The sequence below is a fragment of the Serratia sp. (in: enterobacteria) genome (assembly GCF_046715635.1).
Taxonomy (GTDB): Bacteria; Pseudomonadota; Gammaproteobacteria; order Enterobacterales; family Enterobacteriaceae; genus Chania.
In genome coordinates this window covers 1-4,109 of record NZ_JBKJYW010000168.1, presented here as the reverse complement: position 1 = coordinate 4,109, position 4,109 = coordinate 1, and the positions used below count along the sequence as shown (strand labels likewise).

The 4,109-nt window shown below is 56.7% G+C and carries 3 protein-coding genes; 1 reads left to right on the top strand and 2 read right to left on the bottom strand.

The window, feature by feature from the left end; all coding sequences use genetic code 11:
- The first annotated feature begins 37 nt into the window (after positions 1-37).
- The gene (locus ACLQ7H_RS08370) at positions 38-2,119 is read left to right on the top strand and encodes a YccS/YhfK family putative transporter (RefSeq protein WP_411752265.1); all 2,082 of its coding nucleotides are present in this window, start codon (positions 38-40) and stop codon (positions 2,117-2,119) included.
- Between the two features lie 25 nt (positions 2,120-2,144).
- On the opposite strand, the gene ACLQ7H_RS08365 is transcribed toward ACLQ7H_RS08370, so the two are convergent.
- Positions 2,145-3,362 (bottom strand): bifunctional acetylornithine/succinyldiaminopimelate transaminase, encoded by a 1,218-nt coding sequence (locus ACLQ7H_RS08365; protein WP_411752264.1) that lies wholly within the window; start codon positions 3,360-3,362, stop codon positions 2,145-2,147.
- 94 nt (positions 3,363-3,456) lie between these two features.
- Positions 3,457-4,032, bottom strand: coding sequence for an aminodeoxychorismate synthase component II (locus tag ACLQ7H_RS08360; protein WP_411752266.1), 576 nt, complete (start codon positions 4,030-4,032; stop codon positions 3,457-3,459).
- Positions 4,033-4,109 lie beyond the last annotated feature (77 nt).

Below are 4,109 nucleotides of genomic sequence, written 5' to 3'. Positions count from 1 at the left end.
GCAATGCGCCGTTTCTTTACCTGCTGAATAGCCAACCATGTGGCGCCGCCTGATCTACCACCCGGAAGTCAACTACGCACTGCGGCAAACGCTGGTGTTGTGCCTGCCGGTGGCGTTTGGTTTGCTGATTGGCAACCTGCAACTCGGTATGCTGTTCTCGTTGGTGCCCGCCTGCTGCAACATTGCCGGGTTGGATACGCCACACAAACGCTTTTTCAAACGCCTGGTCGTGGGCGGCTCTCTATTCGCTCTCAGCAGCCTGCTGCTGCAACAAGCCCTAGTGTGGAACCTTCCCTTACCCTTGCTGATGCTGGGAATGGCGCTGTTGCTTGGCGTCAGTGGTGAAATCAGCCCGCTACATGCACGCCTGCTGCCAGCCGCACTGGTTGCCGCTATCTTTTCCCTCAGCATGGTTGGTACGGTGCCAATCTGGCATGCCCCTTTGCTGTATATCGTCGGCACCGCCTGGTACGGGCTGTTTACCTGGGCCTGGTTCAAGCTGTGGAAAGAGCAGCCGATGCGCGAATCCCTAAGCCAGTTGTATATGCAGCTAGCCGACTATTTTGAAGCCAAATACTCATTACTGACGCAGCACACCGATCCTGAAACTGCTCTGCCGCCGCTGTTGCAACGCCAGCAGAAAGTAATGGATCTGATCAGTCTGCTATACCAACAGCTTAACTTCTTGCCCCATGCCAATAACCTGGAACAAAAGCGCCTGCAACGCACGTTTCAGGTGGCGCTCGATTTGCAGGAGCACATCACCGTCAGCCTACATCTGCCGGAAGAAGTGCAAAAGCTGGTGGAACAAAGCCAGGCCGAAGCGATTATCCGCCGCAATGCCCAGGTGATCGCCACGCGCCTACGGGTGGTGGCCGACGATATTCTCTATCATCGGCACTCTGCGCGTTTCAGCATGAAGAATGAGCTGGCGGCGCTGGAAAAAGTGGCCTCACAGCACGCCGATAACCCGGTTGGCCAGTTCTGCTATTACCACTTCAGCCGCATCGCACGCCTGCTGCGCACCCAGCACCCACTGTACCGCCGCAATCTGATGGCCAACCAGTCACGGCTACCGTTTTGGCCGGCGGTGGTGGACTATCTGTCGTTCAAATCCAACGCCCTGCGCAACGCCGCCAGGCTAGGGGTTATTCTGGCAGCAGGCAGCAGCCTGGGCATGCTGTTCAACCTGCCAAAACCCTATTGGATCTTGCTGACCATCATGCTGGTCAGCCAAAACGGCTATAACGCCACGCGGGTGAGGATCCAGCACCGTGCCCTCGGCACGTTGGCCGGGTTGGTGATTGCCGCCGGGCTGCTGCAACTGCAGATGCCGGAGAACGTGACGCTGAGCATCATGTTGACCATCACCCTGGCAGCCTATCTGATCCTGAGGAAAAACTACGGGCTGGCGGTGATGGGCTTCACCGTGACCGCCGTCTACACCTTGCAGCTCCTGGCGCTGAACGGCACCCATTTCCTGGTCCCGCGCCTGATCGATACCCTTATCGGCTGCGTACTGGTGTTTGGCGGCACGATCTGGCTATGGCCGCAGTGGCAGAGTGGCCTGCTGCGTAAAAACGCCCATCAGGCGCTGGAGCACGATCAGACGGCATTGCGCTTATTGCTGGAAGAGCAGGAACCGGACCCCAGCGAACTGGCCTACACGCGTATGCAGGTCAATCAGGCGCATAACGCCCTGTTTACCTCGCTTAATCAGGCGATGCAGGAACCGGGATTTGAATCGGATTATCTGGCAGATATGCGGCTGTGGATCACCCATAACCAGTTTATCGTTGAACACCTGAATGCAATGACCATTCTGGCGCGCGAGCACTATATGCTGACGCCAAAGCTGGCTCAGGAGTATCTGCAAACCTGTGAGATCGCCTTGCAGAGCTGCCAGCAGCGGTTGGAATATGACGGCCCAAGTACCAGCAACAGCATCATGCAGCCGCCGGACCTGCACCCGGACATGCCGGTCACCGAGATGGAACGCCATCTGCGGCGGATCCTTTCTCACCTGACCGTGATGCATACCATTTCGTCACTGGCGTGGCGCCAGCGCCCACATCATGGGATTTGGCTCAAACGCAAACTGCGGGAAAGCGGAGGTTAGCGGGACCGCAGCCCCGCAAACTTGATTAGCCGTTAATCACATCCTGCACGGCCTGCTCAAACAGCGCCATGCCTTCCTCGATATCTTTCAGCTCAACCACCAACGAAGGGGCAAAACGGATCACGTTTGGCCCGGCGTTGAGGATCATCAAACCGCAGGCGGCGGCGGCAGTGAGAAAATCGCGCGCTTTGCCGTGATAGCCCACCTTCAGTTCCGCACCAATTAACAGCCCCATGCCACGAATATCGCTGAACACATCGTATTTCTTACCGATCTCCTGTAAAGCCTGAACAAACAGCCCGCGACGCTGCTCAATCCCGCTTAGCACCTCTGGCGTGTTGATCACGTCTAACGCTGCCTCTGCCACCGCGCAGGCCAGTGGGTTGCCGCCGTAGGTGGTACCGTGAGTGCCAACCTGCATCACCGAGGCGATCTCTTCGGTGGTCAGCATCGCACTCACCGGGAAACCGCCGCCCAGCGCTTTGGCGGTGGTGAGGATGTCTGGCGTAATGCCGTAATGCATATAGGTAAACAGCTTGCCGCTGCGGCCCATACCGCTTTGCACTTCATCAAATACCAGCAGCGCCTGATGTTGGTCGCAAAGTTCACGTACGCCCTTGAGGAAGACAGGATCGGCGGCGGTAATGCCCCCTTCACCCTGAATAGGCTCCATCACTATCGCACAGGTGTGATCGTCCATCACCGCTTTGACCGCGGCCAGATCGTTGAAGGGCACATGGACGATATCGGCCGGTTTCGGCCCAAAGCCGTCGGAATATTTTGGTTGCCCACCCACGGAAACGGTAAACAACGTACGGCCATGGAAAGCGTTATTAAACGCGATAATCTTGGTTTTATACGGACTATGACGGGTGATGGCGTAATGACGAGCGAGCTTGAAAGCCGCTTCGTTAGCCTCCGCACCCGAGTTGGCGAAAAACACCCGGTCGGCGAAGGTGGCAGCGATCAATTTACTGGCCAGGCGCAGCGCGGGCTCATTGGTGAACACGTTGCTGGTATGCCACAGGGTTTCGCCCTGCTGCTTTAAAGCCTCAACCAATGCCGGATGGCAGTGCCCCAACGCAGTCACCGCGATGCCACCAGAGAAGTCGATATACTCTTTCCCCTGCTGATCCCATACGCGGCTCCCCTTGCCCTTCACCGGCACAAATTGGGCGGGTGCATAAACAGGCAGGATAACCTGATCAAAGGTGCTGCGGGTGACTGCGGTTTTTTCGGTCATTACTGGCTCCAGGCGGCTAACTATCAAGTGAAAATATAATCACAAAATATGCATAAAAAACCAATCAAGGGCAAGCTTAAAAAACCACTAACGGCTAACTTCCAAGGAAATTACCCAGCAGTTGGTGCCCCTGTTCGCTGAGAATGCTCTCCGGGTGGAACTGCACACCCTCCAGCGCCAGCGTCCGGTGGCGGATCCCCATGATCTCATCCCGCTTGCCATCACGTTCGCTCCAGGCGGTCACCTCAAAGCACTCCGGCAACGTCGCAGCGTCCAGGATCAGCGAGTGGTAGCGGGTGACGGTCAGCGGATTATTCAATCCCTTGAACACGCCGAGATGATTATGGCGGATGGCAGAGGTTTTACCGTGCATCACTTCCCGAGCGCGAACCACGTCGGCACCAAAGGCCTGGCCCAACGCCTGATGCCCAAGGCAGACCCCAAGGATCGGCAGCTTGCCGGCAAAATGGCGAATGGCAGCCAGCGAGATGCCCGCCTCGTTCGGCGTACAGGGGCCAGGGGAGATCACCAGATGCTGCGGTGCCAGCCGCTCGATATCGGCCAGTTGCAGTTCATCGTTACGCTTCACCAGCACTTCTGCACCCAGTTCACAGAAGTATTGATAGAGGTTGTAGGTAAAAGAGTCGTAGTTATCGATCAGCAGCAGCATGTTTAAATTAACTTCGTGATTAAGGCTCGTTACGGCAGATATTGATTTGGGCCGATGACACAGGCCTTGCTGGAGTT